Below are 13,581 nucleotides of genomic sequence, written 5' to 3'. Positions count from 1 at the left end.
GGGATGAACGCGCCCGCCCCCACCCACCGTCCGATCCAGCAGCTGCCCGATCAGCTCATCTCGCAAATCGCCGCCGGCGAGGTGGTCGAGCGGCCTTCCGCCGTGGTCAAGGAGTTGCTCGAAAACGCGCTCGATGCGGGCGCCACCCAGATCACCGTGCGCCTCGAAGAAGGCGGCGTCAAGCGCATCGCCATCACCGACAACGGTCGCGGCATCGAACCGGAGCAACTGCCGCTGGCGCTGGCCCGCCACGCCACGTCAAAAATAGCTTCGCTGCACGACCTCGAGCACGTCGGCACCCTGGGCTTCCGTGGCGAGGCGCTGGCCTCGATCGCCTCGGTGGCCGCGGTGCGCATCACCTCGCGCACACCGGGCGCGGCGCACGCCTTCGAGATCGTCGGCTCGCACGAAGGCACCGTGGCGCCGTCGTCCGGCGCGTTCGGCACCACCATCGACGTGCAGGACCTGTACTTCAACACCCCGGCGCGCCGCAAGTTCCTGAAATCGGAACAGACCGAATACGGCCACTGCGCCGAAGTCGTGCGCCGCATCGCCCTGTCGCGCCCGGACGTGTCCTTCAGCCTCACGCACAACGGCCGCACCATCGACCACTGGAACGTGGGCGAAGCGGCAAGGCGCAGCGCCCAGATCCTCGGCAGCGACTTCGCCGACGCGCGCCTCGCGCTGGACGAAGCCGCCGGCCCGCTGCGCCTGCACGGCTACGCCGGCCTGCCGACCGCCTCGAAAGCGCGCGCCGACGGCCAGTTCTTCTACGTGAACGGGCGCTTCGTGCGCGACAAGCTGCTGGTGCACGCGGTGCGCGCCGCCTACCAGGACGTGCTGCACGGCGACCGCTTCCCCTGCTACGTGCTGTCGCTCGACCTCGACCCGGCGCTGGTCGACGTCAACGTCCACCCCTCGAAAATCGAGGTGCGCTTCCGCGACAGCCGCGCGGTGCACCAGTTCGTGTTCCATGCGGTGCAGCGCGCGCTGGCGCAAACCTCGGCCACCGCCCACGGCAGCGCGCCGGCGCCGGTTTCCGCCACCGAAGTACGGCCGAGCGGCACGCCGGTGTGGGCGCAGCGTCCGCACGAGCAGACCTCGTTCGGCGCGCAACTGGCGCCGAGCTTCTCGCCTTCGCCGTTCGCGCCGGGCAGCCGCTGGGACGATGCGCGGCCCCAGCAGGCCACCGGTGGCGTGGCCCAGAGCACCGCGGCCTACGGCGCGCTGTTCGCGTCGAACGGACCGGCCACGGCGGCCGCACCAGTGGGTATTCCCCTCTCCGCCACCGAGCGGCCGCTGTCGAACGACGACTTCCCGCTCGGCTTCGCGCTGGCCCAACTGCACGGCATCTACATCCTGGCGCAGAACACCAGGGGCCTGGTGTTGGTCGACATGCACGCGGCCCATGAACGCATCCTCTACGAGCAGATCAAGAACGCACTCGACGCGCGGCTCGAGGGCGAAGAGCTGCAGGTGCAGCAGTTGCTGATCCCGGTGACCTTCTACGCCGACGCCATCGAGGTGGCGACCGCGCAGGACCACGGCGACACCCTGAAGACGCTCGGCTTCGACATCGCCGCACTGTCGCCGACCACCCTCGCCGTGCGCACCGTGCCGACCCTGCTGAAGAACGCCGACGCCCAGACGCTGGCGCGCGACGTGCTGCGCGACGTGCGGGAATACGGCGGCTCGCGCGTGCTGATCGAGCGCCGCAACGAACTGCTCGGCACCCTCGCCTGCCACACGGCGGTGCGCGCCAACCGCATTCTTTCGACCCAGGAGATGAATGCCCTGCTGCGCCAGATGGAGCTCACCGAACGCTCCGACCAGTGCAACCACGGCCGCCCGACCTGGGTCCAGCTCGAGATCGCCGCGCTCGACAAGCTCTTCCTGCGCGGCCAGTAGTGGGCACCTCGACTAACCTGCTGCGCGTTGCACTGGCAGTCTGCGATGCTCCGCTACGGCGGACCGGCTGTACTACGGGTACAGCTGCGCTTCTCGACCACCATTGCTGCCGCTCGCGACGGTTTCTCGAGGTGCTTTAATGAATATGAATGACATGAAACCGATGGCGGTGGCCATCATGGGCCCGACCGCGTCCGGCAAGACCGCGGCCGCGCTGGCGATCGCCCAGACCCGCCCGGTCGAGATCATCTCGGTCGACTCGGCCCTGGTCTACCGCGGCATGGACATCGGCACAGCAAAACCCAGCGCAGAAGAACTGGCCAGTGTGCCGCACCACCTGATCGACATCATCGATCCGTTGGAAAGCTACTCGGTGATGCAGTTCCGCGAGGACGCGATCCGCCTGGTGGGCGAGATCAGCGCGCGCGGCGCCCTGCCGCTGCTGGTGGGGGGCACGATGATGTACTTCAAGGGCCTCACCGACAGCCTGGACGAGCTGCCGACCGCCGATGCGGCCGTGCGCGCCGACATCGAAGCCGAAGCTGCACAGATCGGCTGGCCCGCCATGCACGCGAAGCTGCACACGCTCGACCCGGTGACCGCCGAGCGCCTCAAACCCAACGACGCCCAGCGCATCAACCGCGCGCTCGAGATCATTCAACTCACCGGCAAGCCGATGTCCGAACTGCTGGGACTGCGCGCGAAGCCCGAGCTGCCCTTCGAGCTGGTGTCGTTCGCGCTGGAGCCGTCGGACCGCGCCGTGCTGCACCGGCGCATCGCGCTGCGTTTCGATGCGATGCTGGGCGAGCGCGACGACGAAGGCCTGGTGGCCGAAGTGGCGCGCCTGCGTGCACGTGGCGATCTGTCGCCAGCGCTGCCCTCGATACGCTGTGTCGGCTACCGCCAGACCTGGGACTACCTGGAGGGCAGGATCAGCCGCGCGGAACTGCGCGAACTGGGCATCATCGCCACGCGCCAGCTGGCCAAACGCCAGATCACCTGGCTGCGCGCGATGCCGGAGCGGATCGTGATAGACTGCCTCGGTACGGACCCGACGGGCGAGCTGATGGACCGGCTAAGCCAGTTGGAAAAATGACATTGGCGCGAGATTTTTGCGCATCGAATCGGCGTCCAGCCTTGACAGGCGACGCGCCGCCGCCGATAATGCCTGCCGTTGCGGTGATATAGCTCAGTTGGTTAGAGCACAGCACTCATAATGCTGGGGTCGGTGGTTCAAGTCCACCTATCACCACCACAGAATTCCAAGCGGATGGCTTGACTCTTCAGGGTCAAGCCATTTTGCTTTCACAGTTTCGGTGCGAGTTTCGGTGATATAGCTCAGTTGGTTAGAGCACAGCACTCATAATGCTGGGGTCGGTGGTTCAAGTCCACCTATCACCACCAGACAGGAAACGGCCCGGTTCTCGCGAACCGGGCCGTTTTTCTTTCGCAAGCTGAAATCTGGAGCGCATGACAAAACCCCGAGGGCAAGGCGCATCGTCGAAGACAGTACGCTAGTACGGCGAGACGATGCAACGCAGCCATCGGGGGAATTGTCAGGCGCTCCTAGTGCTTCTTGCCGCCACCCGAGATCTTGTTTTCGGTCGCCCAGGCGCGCTTCTTCGCTTCTTCCTTCGACACGCCCTTCTTCTCGTAGCCTTCCTCGATGTGCTTGGCCTGGCGTTTCTGCTTGTCCGTGTAAGACGATTTATCACCTTGAGGCATGATGACGCTCCTTGTAAAAGTGGCCCACAAGCGTCAGGCTACGCCCGTGCACGACCTCGTAAAGTTCGGTAGCTCACGCAAAACGGCGTTCTACTCAGCATTAAAGGTGTCGTCCAGCGCATAGTCGCCGCGCGCCAGCCCCTCCAGTACCGCGCCGGCCTGCTGCAGGTACTCCGACGGCACCAGGATGCGCACGCCGCCCAGCGCCGGCGCCAGCAGCAGATCGGTCTGCATCAGGTGGGCATCGGCCAGCACGGCCGGGATGCCGGCGGCGACCAGACAGCCCTGGGCCAGCGTCGCTTCCATCGGCACCAGGTATTTGGCGATGATGAACAGGTCGCGGCCGGGAATCTGCACGACCTCCGGGTTCGCCGCCAGCCAGGCGTTCAATGCAAGTTGTTCCATGCGACTCTCCTGGAAATTTTACCGTCCGGTCAAAACAGCGCGGGTACTTGCGACAGCAGGTACAGGGTCACGCCGATCAGGCCGCCGACGATGGTGCCGTTGATGCGAATGTACTGCAAGTCCTTGCCGATGTTGAGTTCGATTTGACCGGACATCTCGCGATCGTCCCACTGTTTCACCGTGTCAGCGATGTGGCGGGTCAGGAAGCCGGCGAACTCGGGCGCGATGCCGCGCGCGGCCGATTCCAGGTTCTCACTCAAGGAAGCGCGCAGCTGCGGGTCCTCGGCCAGCACCTTGCCGACCCAGGCGCCGGTCGCCACCAGGCGCTGGCGCAGGCTGGAATCCTCGCTGTGCAAATCCTTTTTCACCCAGCCTTTCAGCTCGCCCCACAGGGTGGCCAGGTAGCCGTTGAGCGTTTCGTCTCCCAGCAGGTAGGCCTTGATCTCTTCCGCCCTGCCGGCGAACGCTGGGTCGTCCTTGAGGCGCTCGATGAACTCCAGGGTGAAGACGTCGAAGCGCTCGCGCAGCGGGTGATGCGGGTCGGCCGCCACCTTGTTCAGGATGCCGGAGGCCAGCCGCACGGCCAGGCTGGCGCCCTTGCGCCCGATGAGCTCCGAGGGCAGCAGGCTTTCGATGAAGGCGTAGTCTTCCTTGAGCCAGTCGACGATGCCCTGCGAGATCGTGGCCTGGGTGTCCGCGTTGTCGAGCAGGCGCGCCAGTTGGGTAATGCCTTCGTTGAGCAGCTCCTGGTGGCGTCCGTCGCGCGTCAGGCTCTCGAGGATGGTGCCGGCCGACTTCGACAGGTCGACGCTGTTCACCATCGCATGCACGGCGCGACGGATGAAACCCTGCACCGCGCTGTCTTCGATGAAGTCGAGCATCCAGACCCCGACCCGCACCAGGTGCTGCCCCAGCAGCTCGGTGTTGTCCGGCTTGACCAGCCAGTCGGCCACCTTCTGCACCGGGTCGTGGCGCTGGATCAGGCGGACGATCGAGTCGGTGTCGAGGAATTTTTCGTGCACGAACAGCGCCAGGTTGTCGGCGATGCGTTCCTTGTTCTTCGGGATAATCTCGGTATGGCGCGAGACGATCGGGATCGGCACGCGCTTGAACAGCGCCACCACCGCAAACCAGTCGGCCAGCGCGCCGACCATGGCGGCTTCGGAAAAGGCGCGCAGCAGGCCGGTCCACCAGTTCTGCGGCAGGAACAGGGTGAGCACGAACAGCAAGGCGGCGCCCACGAAGAACGCGAGCGCGAGCATTTTCGACTGGCGCAGTTCAGTTTCTTTGTTCACCCGACAATGCTAAATGACTTCGCCGTTTCTCAGCGCTTCGATTGACTGCTGCGTGAAGCCCCAGTCAGCCAGGATGGCCCCGCTGTCGGCCCCGGGGCTGCTTGGCGCGCCAGGGGTCGCTGGTGAGGTACGGCTGAAGCGCGGCGCCGGCGCCGGCTGGGTGACGCCGTCGATCTCCACAAAAGTGCCGCGCGCCGCGTTGTGCGGGTGGCGCGGCGCTTCTTCCAGGTCGAGGACCGGCGCGAAACACACGTCGGTGCCCTCCAGCAGGCGGCACCATTCGTCGCGCGGCTTCGTGGCGAACAGCGCCGCGAAGCGTTCTTTCAGCTCGGGCCAGTGCGCCTTGTTCCAGCGCTTGGTGAACAGCGGATCATGTTGGCCGGTGAGGCTCAGGAGCGTGGCGAAGAATCGCGGCTCGATGGCGCCGATCGAAATGAACTTGCCGTCGCGGCAGGCATAGCTGTCGTAGAACGGGGCGCCGCCATCCAGCAGGTTGCCTTCGCGCTGGCCGCTCCACGCACCGAAACCGCGCAGGCCGTACATCATGGCGCCGAGCAGCGCGGCGCCGTCGGTCATGGCGGCGTCCACCACCTGCCCCTGGCCGGACTTGCGCGCCTCGAGTAACGCGCAGACCACGCCGAAGGCCAGCATCATGCCGCCGCCGCCGAAGTCGCCCACCAGGTTCAGCGGCGGCGGGGGCGGGCTGGCGGCGCGGCCGGTCGAGTACAGCATGCCCGACAGGGCCACATAATTGATGTCGTGGCCCGCCGCCTGCGCCAGCGGCCCGGTCTGGCCCCAGCCGGTGACGCGCCCGTACACCAGCTTCGGGTTGCGTTCCAGGCAATCGTCCGGCCCCAGCCCGAGGCGCTCCATGACGCCCGGACGAAAGCCTTCGAGCAGCACGTCAGCCCCTTCCAGCAGCCGCAGCACCGTGGAGCGCCCGGCCGGCTTCTTCAGGTCGAGCGCCAGCGAGCGGCGCCCGCGCGCCATCACGTCGTGGCGGGTGCCGAGCACCGGATACGGACTGTCGGCGCCCGCATCGGTCTTGCGGTCGATACGGATCACTTCCGCCCCCATGTCCGCCAGCATCATCGCCGCGAACGGGCAGGGCCCGATGCCGACCATCTCGACTACCCGCACTCCAGACAATGGTCCAGCCATGTTTTCAACTCCTTCAGAGCGAACGGGCGATGATTTCTTTCATGATCTCGTTGGCGCCGCCGTAGATGCGCTGGACGCGCGCGTCCACGTACATCTGCGCGATCGGGTATTCCAGCATGTAGCCGTAGCCGCCGAACAGCTGCAGGCACTGGTCGACCACCTTGCATTGCAGGTCCGAGATCCAGTACTTGGCCATCGAGGCGCGCACGGTGTCCATGCGATCCAGCAGCATGTCCTCGATGCAGCGGTCGATGAAGATGCGCGCGACCGTCGCCTCGGTCTTGATCTCGGCCAGCACGAAGCGGGTGTTCTGCATGTCGATCAGCGCCTGGCCGAAGGCCTTGCGCTCGCGCACATGCGCGACCGTGAGCTGCAGCGCGCGTTCGATGGCGGCCACGCCGCACACCCCGAGGATGGTGCGCTCGTAGGGCAGCTCGGTCATGAGCTGGGCGAAGCCCCTGCCCTCCTCCCCGCCCAGCACATTCTCCAGCGATACATGCGCCTCGTCGAAGAACAGCTCGCAGGTGTCCTGGCCCTTCTGCCCCACCTTGTCCAGGATGCGGCCGACGCGGAATCCCGGATTGTCCTTCGTTTCGAGCAGCAGCAGGGACACGCCCTTGGCCCCAAGAGCCGGGTCGGTCTTGGCCACCACCAGGATCAGGTCGGCCAGGTAGCCGTTCGAGATGAAGGTCTTCGACCCGCTCACGCGGTAGCCATCCGGGCCGCGCACGGCCGTGGTACGGATGCCCTTGAGGTCCGATCCGGCGCCCGGTTCGCTCATGGCAATCGCCGCGATCGTCTCGCCGGTGGCCAGCCGCGGCAGGTATTTGCGCTTCTGCTCCTCGGTGCCCTGGTTCAGCAGGTAGTGCGCGACGATGGCGTGGACGTGGATGCCGAAGGCGGTGTCGCCGCCGTAGGAGAGTTCTTCGAACACCACCGCCATGTGGGCGAAGCTGCCGCCGGCGCCGCCGTATTCTTCCGGGATGTCGGCCAGCAGCAGGCCCATGGCGCCGGCCTTGCGCCACAGGTCGCGGTCGACGTGCTGCTGCGCGCGCCACCGGTCCTGGTGCGGCGTGATCTCGCCCGCCACGAAGCGGCGCACGGCGTCGCGGAAGGCGCCCAGTTCCTCGTTCATCCAGGGCGAAGCGGCTTCCATCTGCCCCTCAGCCATTGCGGTACATGGTGACGACGCAGGCGCCGCCCAGGCCCAGGTTGTGCTGCAGCGCCACGCGCGCGCCCTCTACCTGGCGCGCGGAGGCAGAGCCGCGCAGCTGGTGGGTCAGCTCGTAGCACTGGGCCAGGCCGGTGGCGCCCAGCGGGTGGCCTTTCGAGAGCAGACCGCCGGACGGGTTGGTGACGACTTTCCCGCCATAGGTGTTGTCGCCCTCGCGGATGAATTTGTCGGCGCCCCCTTCCGGGCACAGGCCCAGGGCTTCGTAGGTGATCAGTTCGTTGTGGGCGAAGCAGTCGTGCAGTTCGACCACGTCGAGGTCTTGTGGGCCGAGGCCGGACTGCTCGTACACTTGTTGCGCAGCGGCGCGGCTCATGTCGTAGCCCACCAGGCGCATCATGTCGCCCGCCGCGAATGTGTCGGGACGGTCGGTGGTCATGGCCTGGGCGGCGATATGGACATCGTGGCGCAGGCCGTGGCGCAGCGCGAATTCTCCCGACACCAGCAGCGCCGCCGCCGCGCCGCAGGTGGGCGGGCAGGCCATCAGGCGCGTCATCACGCCCGGCCAGATCTCGGGCGCGTCGAGCACGTCCTGCGCCGTGACTTCCTTGCGGAACAGCGCCAGCGGATTGTTCACGGCGTGGCGGCTGGCCTTGGCGCGGATGCGGGCAAAGGCCTCCAGCGGCGTGCCGTACTTCTTCATGTGGGCCAGGCCGGCGCCGCCGAAGTAGCGCAGCGCCAGAGGGATCTCGGGCTTGCCGACCAGGCGGTCGGTCACTTCGTCGAAGGCGTCGAACGGGGTCGGGCGGTCGGTGAAGATCGAGCCGAGGGCGCCGGGGCTCATCTGCTCGAAGCCGAGCACCAGCACGCACTCGGCGGCGCCGCTGGCGATGGCCTGGCGGCCGAGGAACAGCGCGGTCGAACCGGTCGAGCAGTTATTGTTGACGTTGACGATCGGGATGCCGCTCATGCCGACCGCGTACAGGGCCTTCTGGCCGCTGGTGGAATCGCCAAAGACGTAGCCGGCGTAGGCCTGCTCGACCAGCTCGTAGCCGACACGGGCATCCTCCAGCGCGGCGCGGGCCGCCTGGGCGCCCATCTCGTGGTAGTGGGCGCTGGCCCCCGGCTTGGCGAAGGGGATCATCCCGATGCCACTGACATAGACCTTCCTCATCCCGCCCCCGATTCTTTATTAGGTCGCACGACCTACTCTGGTCGATTATAGGTCAGGCGTACTATTTAAGGTATGCCTCTGCGATAATCGTGCAATGCCCATCATTTCTGATAGTTCGCTCGACCGCGCCCTGCGCGACAAGGCTTCGACCACCACCGAGAAAGGCTTCGGGCGCGCCCACGACATCCTGCAGGTCGCGCGCCGCCTGCTGGCTTCCGAAGGCTACGCCGGACTGTCGATGCGGCGCGTGGCATCAAGCTCGGGCATGAGCCTGTCGAATCTCCAGCACTATTACGGCAACAAGGAACGCCTGCTGGAAGCGCTGCTGCTCACCACGATGGACGAGTTCCAGGCCAAGATGGACCGCATCGCGGTGGCGATGGCCGGCCGTCCTCAGGTGGAACGCTTTCTCACCACGGTCGACATGTTCCTCGACGAGATCACCGATCCGGTCATGCACGCGATCTTCTTCGAGATCTGGGCGCTGGCCTCGCGCCATCCGTTCGCCTCCAGCCTGATGGGCAGGATGATCGGCCGCGAGCGCAAGGCCGTGTATGGCCTGATCCAGGGATTGAATCCGGCCATCGACGACGCGCAGTGCATGGAACGCGCGGTGCTGGCCGTGGCCCAGATCCAGGGCCTGATGCTGTTCCGCCTGGACCGCCATGCGCGTCCCGAGCAATACGCGGCGGTGCGCGCATCCCTGCACAAAGTGCTGCTATCGCTCGCGACTGTGCCGTGATTTGCGCTTATTTACCGAAAACTTGCCGCAAAGTCCGATAAAAAAATACCGATGAGCAGACTCGGTCGCGTATACTGACAGGCTTGTCAACCTGTCACGGAGGCCGCACGGATGCACCATGAACTCAGCCTGATCACCACCATCGCAGCTGCACTGGGCTTCGGCCTCCTGTTCGGCATGCTCGCCATCCGCCTGAAACTGCCCGCGCTGGTCGGCTACCTCGCCGCCGGCGTCCTGATCGGCCCCGCCACGCCGGGCTTCGTCGCGGACGTGCAGCTGGCTTCCCAATTGGCGGAAATCGGGGTGATGCTGCTGATGTTCGGCGTGGGCCTGCACTTCTCGCTGCGCGACCTGCTCGACGTGAAGAAGATCGCCCTGCCCGGCGCCCTGCTGCAGATCGGGGTGGCGACGGTGATGGGCATCGGGCTGGCGCATTGGTGGGGCTGGGGCCTGGGCGCGGGTCTGGTGTTCGGCCTGGCGCTGTCGGTGGCCAGCACCGTGGTGCTGTTGCGGGCGCTGGAATCGCGCGGCGTGCTCGATTCCATGAACGGCCGCATCGCGGTGGGCTGGCTGGTGGTCGAGGACCTGGTGATGGTGCTGGTGCTGGTGATGCTGCCCGCGCTCAGCGGCCCGCTCGGCGGCAAGGGCGACGCCGGCGCCGAGCTGTGGCCGGCGCTGGGCAAGACCCTGCTGCAGGTCGGCGCCTTCGTGGCCTTCATGCTGGTCATCGGCCGCAAGATCTTCCCGTGGTTCCTGTGGCGCGTCGCCAAGACCGGCTCGCGCGAGCTCTTCACGCTGGCGGTGATCGCCGCGGCGGTCGGCATCGCCTACGGTTCGTCGGCGCTGTTCGGGGTGTCGTTCGCGCTGGGCGCCTTCTTCGCCGGCATGGTGCTGCGCGAGTCCGAACTGAGCCACCGCGCGGCCGAAGAGTCGCTGCCGCTGCGCGACGCATTCTCGGTGCTGTTTTTTGTATCGGTCGGCATGCTGTTCGACCCGATGGTACTGGTCGAATACCCGCTGCAGGTGCTGGCCACCGTGGCGATCATCCTGTTCGGCAAGTCGCTGGCTGCGTTCGTACTGGTGCTGGCGCTGCGCTACCCGATCAACACGGCGGTCACGGTGTCGGCCTCCCTGGCCCAGATCGGCGAATTCTCCTTCATCCTGGCGGCGCTGGGCATGCAGCTGGAATTGCTGCCGGTGCTCGGCCAGAACCTGATCCTGGCCGGCGCCATCATCTCGATCGCGGTCAACCCGCTGATGTTCAGCATCGCCGCGCCGCTCGAAAAATGGCTGCGCTCCAAGCCCGACCTGGCGCGCAAGCTGGAACGTCCGGCCGACCCGCTGGCCGAACTGCCGATGGAAACGGCGCACGAAAAGCTCAGCGGCCAGGTGGTGCTGGTGGGCTTCGGGCGCGTCGGCCGCCGCATCGCCGACGACCTGGTGGCGCGCGGCGTGCACTTCGTGGTGGCGGAACAGAACCGCGAGATCGTCGAGCAGTTGCGCGCACGCGGCATCCCGGCGGTGGTGGGCAACGCGTCCGAGCCGGCGGTGCTGATCCAGGCCCACATCACGCATGCGGCCCTGCTGGTGATCGCCACGCCCGACACCTTCCACGTGCGCCGGATGGTGGAAATCGCGCGCATGCTCAATCCGTCGATCCGGGTGGTGGTGCGCTCGCATAACGAGAGCGAGGCGGCACTGCTGCGCGACGAGACCGGCGGCAAGGTGTTCGTCGGCGAGCAGGAGCTGGCGGCGAGCATGACGCGGCATGTGATGGAGACGCTCGAAGCGCGGGAAGCCGCGCACCAGTAGCGCGTTCAAATCCTGTATGAATGGATGCGCCGTCATGATTCATCGGGTAGTTGAACGCGCGGGCGGCAAAGCCGCCCACCCTACGAAACCCGATAAAAAAACCCGCCGGCTTGCGCGCGGCGGGTCGGAAGAACAGCAAGGAAAATCGTTCAAGCTTAAGCGGCAACCACCTCTTCCACGCACAGCTTGAGGTTGGCGTGGCGGCCGTGCAGTTGCGAGTGGATCAGCTCGCTGCGCTCTTCCAGCAGCGCGAACACGGCGTCCTTGGACAGCACATATTCTTCCATCAGCGTGTCCTTGAGCGATTCGATCACCAGCTTGTAGTCGCGGATCGCGTTCAGGGTGTAGCTGTACAGCTCATCGGCCTTTTCTTCCACCAGGCGCAGCGTGTGCTCGCCGCCCATGTCTTTCTGCAGCTGGCTGTAGTCGAGCTTCGAGCGCGAATACATCGACAGGCGGCCGACCATCAGGTTCAGCATTTTCGTGATCTTCTCGATGTCGTTCTGGCTGCCCACCGAGATGCCGCGCGGGCCGTAGAACAGTTCTTCCGCCGCCACGCCGCCGTACAGGCCGATCACGTCGCGCTCCAGTTCCTCGAGCGTGCGCAGCGACATGTCTTCGCCCGACTGCAGCACGTAGCCCAGCGCGCCGATCTTCGAGACCGCTTCGGTGCTGATCTTCAGCAGGTGCGACTTTTCCTTCACTTCGGCCAGGTTCATGCCGGCGCGCAGCCAAGGGTCGATCTGCATGAAGAAGTGACCCAGTTCGTGCAGGGCGATGCGCTCGCGCTGCTTGGTCTTCTCGGCCGTGGTCGCGCGGTCGGTCAGGCCGATGGTGGCGCGTTCGTAGGCACGGAACAGCAGGTTGGTGTTGATGATCGTCTTTTCCTGGATCGACAGCATCGACGCGCGCTCGACCACGGTTTCCAGCAGGGCCGGGCTCAGGTTCTGGGTGATTTCCGCAACCTGGTCCAGGTTGGTATCGCTCCAGTCCACCAGGCCTTCTTTCTTGCGCGACAGGAAGCTGCGCAGCAGTTCCTTGCGCTCGAGCTTGTTCGGCAGGCGGAAGTTGATCTTGACGGAGAAGCGGCGCAGCATCGCTTCGTCCATGTCGGTACTGGCATCGTCGAAGTTCGAGGCGACTACCCAGATCACGCCCTGGCCCTTGTCGCTCTTGACGCCGTCCAGCAGGCCCAGCAGGGTGTTGGCGGTGTCGTCTTCCCACTTCTTTTCGCTGCGGCCGCGCGGCATGAACAGGCTCTGCGCCTCATCGAGGAAGATGATGCACTTGCCCTTGGCGCAGGCCTTGCGGTACAGCGCGTTCAGCGCCTTCGAGCCGCCGCCGACGTAACCCGATTCCAGCGCCGAGCCCGAGGCCGAGATCAGCGGCATGTTCAGGCGCTTGGCCAGGTAGCCGACCAGCTTGGTCTTGCCGGTGCCGGCAGGACCGGTCAGCATCACGTTGAACGGCTTGTCGATGTTGTGCGACTGGTATTCGTCGCGGTTGCGGATCATGTCTTCCAGGTGCAGGACTTCCTGCTTGATGTCGTCCATGCCGATCAGGTCGTCCATGCTGCCCTTGAGCTTGTCCGGGGTGATGACCGAGCTGCTCATGCCCATGCCCGGCACGCCGAACTTCAGCAGGTACAGCACCAGCAGCAGCACGCCGATGGTCAGGCCATGGTTCTTCAGGAAGGTGCCGGCGGTCTCGAGGGCGGTGGCGCCATCGTCCATCACGGCCTTGTGGCTGGCCAGGTAGTCGTCCTTGGCGATCGAGTACGGGATGGCGTTCTTGAGCAGCACTTCACGCTCGAGCGACAGGTGCGAGGTGCTCGGCACCTTGACCACGTGGATCGCGGCCGTGTCCTTGAACTTGTAGACGTAGCGCGGCGACTCCGACAGCGGCTTGGCGATCAGGAGGTATTCCAGGCGGGCTTTTTGCGTGGCCAGCTCGGTGATTTCGGCAATATTCTGCGATTGCACGACAGGATTCGGATCCTGCGGCACGGTCGACTTCCAGATTGCGACGGCCGCAATCACGCCAAGCAGCGCCGCCAGGGCGATGCGGACGTAAATGCTCTTGAATGCGTTTTTGAAAGCAAGCTGAAGTTGGGAAAAATTCGGCATCGTTTGATCTTTAAGCAAAGTTGTCGGACAGCGTACTTCTGGGAGCCGTACCGGCGTTGTCT

General features: G+C 65.7%; 11 protein-coding genes and 2 tRNA genes. 6 read left to right on the top strand and 7 right to left on the bottom strand.

Going from position 1 to position 13,581, the window contains the following annotated elements; translation table 11 throughout:
- Positions 1-3 precede the first annotated feature (3 nt).
- From mutL to AC56LU_RS05790, 4 genes are all read left to right on the top strand, one after another.
- Entirely contained in the window at positions 4-1,908 is a 1,905-nt protein-coding gene (gene mutL / locus AC56LU_RS05805) for a DNA mismatch repair endonuclease MutL (protein ID WP_497174655.1), read from the top strand.
- Between the two features lie 145 nt (positions 1,909-2,053).
- The gene (miaA, locus tag AC56LU_RS05800) at positions 2,054-3,004 is read left to right on the top strand and encodes a tRNA (adenosine(37)-N6)-dimethylallyltransferase MiaA (protein ID WP_497174654.1); all 951 of its coding nucleotides are present in this window, start codon (positions 2,054-2,056) and stop codon (positions 3,002-3,004) included.
- An 82-nt stretch (positions 3,005-3,086) separates the two neighbouring features.
- Positions 3,087-3,163: transfer RNA gene (locus AC56LU_RS05795), tRNA-Met, on the top strand.
- 72 nt (positions 3,164-3,235) lie between these two features.
- Positions 3,236-3,312: transfer RNA gene (locus AC56LU_RS05790), tRNA-Met, on the top strand.
- A 162-nt stretch (positions 3,313-3,474) separates the two neighbouring features.
- Here the strand turns inward: AC56LU_RS05790 and AC56LU_RS05785 are convergent.
- From AC56LU_RS05785 to AC56LU_RS05760, 6 genes are all read right to left on the bottom strand, one after another.
- Entirely contained in the window at positions 3,475-3,633 is a 159-nt protein-coding gene (locus tag AC56LU_RS05785; RefSeq protein WP_497174653.1) for a hypothetical protein, read from the bottom strand.
- 90 nt (positions 3,634-3,723) lie between these two features.
- Positions 3,724-4,038, bottom strand: coding sequence for a putative signal transducing protein (locus AC56LU_RS05780; protein WP_497174652.1), 315 nt, complete (start codon positions 4,036-4,038; stop codon positions 3,724-3,726).
- 29 nt (positions 4,039-4,067) lie between these two features.
- A complete protein-coding gene (locus AC56LU_RS05775; RefSeq protein WP_497174720.1) occupies positions 4,068-5,300 on the bottom strand; it encodes a DUF445 domain-containing protein in 1,233 nt (410 codons plus the stop codon).
- 42 nt (positions 5,301-5,342) lie between these two features.
- On the bottom strand, positions 5,343-6,494 hold the full coding sequence (locus AC56LU_RS05770; protein WP_497174651.1) for a CaiB/BaiF CoA transferase family protein: 1,152 nt from the start codon (positions 6,492-6,494) through the stop codon (positions 5,343-5,345).
- 13 nt (positions 6,495-6,507) lie between these two features.
- Complete coding sequence (locus AC56LU_RS05765) at positions 6,508-7,650, bottom strand: acyl-CoA dehydrogenase family protein (protein ID WP_497174650.1); 1,143 nt, start codon at positions 7,648-7,650, stop codon at positions 6,508-6,510.
- A gap of 7 nt (positions 7,651-7,657) precedes the next feature.
- Positions 7,658-8,839, bottom strand: coding sequence for a lipid-transfer protein (locus AC56LU_RS05760; protein WP_497174649.1), 1,182 nt, complete (start codon positions 8,837-8,839; stop codon positions 7,658-7,660).
- Positions 8,840-8,933: 94 nt separating this feature from the next.
- Here AC56LU_RS05760 and AC56LU_RS05755 point away from each other — a divergent pair, with 94 nt between their 5' ends.
- Both AC56LU_RS05755 and AC56LU_RS05750 read left to right on the top strand, forming a co-directional pair.
- Positions 8,934-9,581: a TetR/AcrR family transcriptional regulator gene (locus AC56LU_RS05755; protein WP_497174648.1), complete on the top strand. Its 648-nt coding sequence runs from the start codon at positions 8,934-8,936 to the stop codon at positions 9,579-9,581.
- Between the two features lie 111 nt (positions 9,582-9,692).
- Positions 9,693-11,393: a cation:proton antiporter domain-containing protein gene (locus AC56LU_RS05750; RefSeq protein ID WP_497174647.1), complete on the top strand. Its 1,701-nt coding sequence runs from the start codon at positions 9,693-9,695 to the stop codon at positions 11,391-11,393.
- Positions 11,394-11,548: 155 nt separating this feature from the next.
- Here AC56LU_RS05750 and AC56LU_RS05745 read toward each other — a convergent pair whose 3' ends face one another.
- Positions 11,549-13,519, bottom strand: coding sequence for an AAA family ATPase (locus AC56LU_RS05745; RefSeq protein ID WP_497174646.1), 1,971 nt, complete (start codon positions 13,517-13,519; stop codon positions 11,549-11,551).
- Positions 13,520-13,581 lie beyond the last annotated feature (62 nt).

The organism is Telluria sp. PB2R4, assembly GCF_059685695.1.
Note: the sequence above shows the minus strand (reverse complement) of the source record. Positions and strands in the feature narration are given on the sequence as shown.

Coding starts and splice junctions, on each gene's coding strand:
- mutL (WP_497174655.1), top strand. CDS start 4: ATGAACGCGCCCGCCCCCACCCACCGTCCGATCCAGCAGCTGCCCGAT.
- miaA (WP_497174654.1), top strand. CDS start 2,054: ATGAATGACATGAAACCGATGGCGGTGGCCATCATGGGCCCGACCGCG.
- AC56LU_RS05785 (WP_497174653.1), bottom strand. CDS start 3,633: ATGCCTCAAGGTGATAAATCGTCTTACACGGACAAGCAGAAACGCCAG.
- AC56LU_RS05780 (WP_497174652.1), bottom strand. CDS start 4,038: ATGGAACAACTTGCATTGAACGCCTGGCTGGCGGCGAACCCGGAGGTC.
- AC56LU_RS05775 (WP_497174720.1), bottom strand. CDS start 5,300: ATGCTCGCGCTCGCGTTCTTCGTGGGCGCCGCCTTGCTGTTCGTGCTC.
- AC56LU_RS05770 (WP_497174651.1), bottom strand. CDS start 6,494: ATGGCTGGACCATTGTCTGGAGTGCGGGTAGTCGAGATGGTCGGCATC.
- AC56LU_RS05765 (WP_497174650.1), bottom strand. CDS start 7,650: ATGGAAGCCGCTTCGCCCTGGATGAACGAGGAACTGGGCGCCTTCCGC.
- AC56LU_RS05760 (WP_497174649.1), bottom strand. CDS start 8,839: ATGAGGAAGGTCTATGTCAGTGGCATCGGGATGATCCCCTTCGCCAAG.
- AC56LU_RS05755 (WP_497174648.1), top strand. CDS start 8,934: ATGCCCATCATTTCTGATAGTTCGCTCGACCGCGCCCTGCGCGACAAG.
- AC56LU_RS05750 (WP_497174647.1), top strand. CDS start 9,693: ATGCACCATGAACTCAGCCTGATCACCACCATCGCAGCTGCACTGGGC.
- AC56LU_RS05745 (WP_497174646.1), bottom strand. CDS start 13,519: ATGCCGAATTTTTCCCAACTTCAGCTTGCTTTCAAAAACGCATTCAAG.